Origin of the sequence: Stenotrophomonas pictorum JCM 9942 (assembly GCF_001310775.1) — a bacterium.
GTDB lineage: Bacteria > Pseudomonadota > Gammaproteobacteria > Xanthomonadales > Xanthomonadaceae > Stenotrophomonas > Stenotrophomonas pictorum.
This window is the reverse complement of the sequence record NZ_BAZI01000630.1, coordinates 1-1,049: the sequence shown is the minus strand read 5'-3', so window position 1 is coordinate 1,049 and position 1,049 is coordinate 1. Positions and strand designations below refer to the sequence as shown.

1 protein-coding gene and 1 pseudogene are annotated in these 1,049 nt (G+C 70.0%); both read left to right on the top strand.

Features of this window, described 5'->3' with window-relative positions; translation table 11 throughout:
• Positions 1-57: 57 nt before the first annotated feature.
• Complete coding sequence (locus tag JCM9942_RS16665) at positions 58-840, top strand: ParA family protein (RefSeq protein ID WP_054660952.1); 783 nt, start codon at positions 58-60, stop codon at positions 838-840.
• A pseudogene (locus JCM9942_RS16660) lies at positions 837-1,049 on the top strand (hypothetical protein); the annotation flags it as partial. The gene JCM9942_RS16665 and the pseudogene JCM9942_RS16660, both read left to right, overlap by 4 nt.

The window sequence follows — 1,049 nt, the reverse complement described above, 5'->3', positions numbered from 1 at the left end:
CCCGCCAGCCCGGGCCGCCAGCCCGGTCCTGACGGATGCTATTGAAGGAGTGCATTGATGCGTATCTGGGCCGTTGCCAACCAGAAAGGTGGCGTTGGCAAAACCACAACCACGCTGGCGCTGGGTCGCGGCCTGGCCGCGCTGGGCCACAAGGTCCTGCTGATCGACCTGGATCCGCACTCCTCGCTGACCCGGGCGTTCGGCGTCCCGCTCGAACCGGCACCGACCGGCGTACTGGAGCTGTTCGCCACGCCGCCGGCCGATATCGGCGCGCTCAGCCATGCCAGCCGCATTCCCGGCCTGGATTACCTGTGCGCCCAGGCGGCACTGGCCACGCTGGAGCGCCGCAGCGCCAACCAGCCCGGGCTGGGGCTCGCCCTGCAACAGGCGTTCACCCGCCATGGCGGGCAGCACGACTACATCCTGCTGGACTGCGCGCCCACGCTGGGCCTGCTGATGATCAACGCGCTGGCCGCCGCCGATCGTCTGATCATTCCCACCCAGGCCGAGCCGCTGGCGCTGCACGGGCTCGACGGCATGGTCCGCACGGGCGAGATGGTCGAGCGCTCGCGCCAGCGTCCGCTGCCGATCTCGATCCTGCCGACCTTGTTCGACCGCCGCACCCGCACCGGCAACGAAACCCTCAAGCAGATGCAGGACCGGCACGGCGCGCGCGTCTGGGAAGAGGCGATCCCGGTGGACACCAGCATCTCCAACCCGAACGCGCTGACGGTACCGGCGATCGGCGACGCCTATCCCGGTCGTGCGCTGCTGGCCTACCGGCGGGCGCTGGAATGGCTGCGCGGCGCCGATGCCAGCCTGCTGGAGCACGCGGCATGAGCAACACCGACGTGCTGGATGACTATCTGGGCGAACTGCTGCAGACCGTAGTACCGGCCGCGCCTGCGGCAGCGGTCGAGGCCATCGCCATGGCGCTGCCGGCTGTACCCGAGCCCAAGCCCGAACCGGAACCCGAACCGCTGCCAGAACCCGCAGCGGCAGGGCCGACAACGGCGTCCGAATCCGAGCCAGCTCCCATCGTCGATGCG

Coding starts and splice junctions, on each gene's coding strand:
- JCM9942_RS16665 (WP_054660952.1), top strand. CDS start 58: ATGCGTATCTGGGCCGTTGCCAACCAGAAAGGTGGCGTTGGCAAAACC.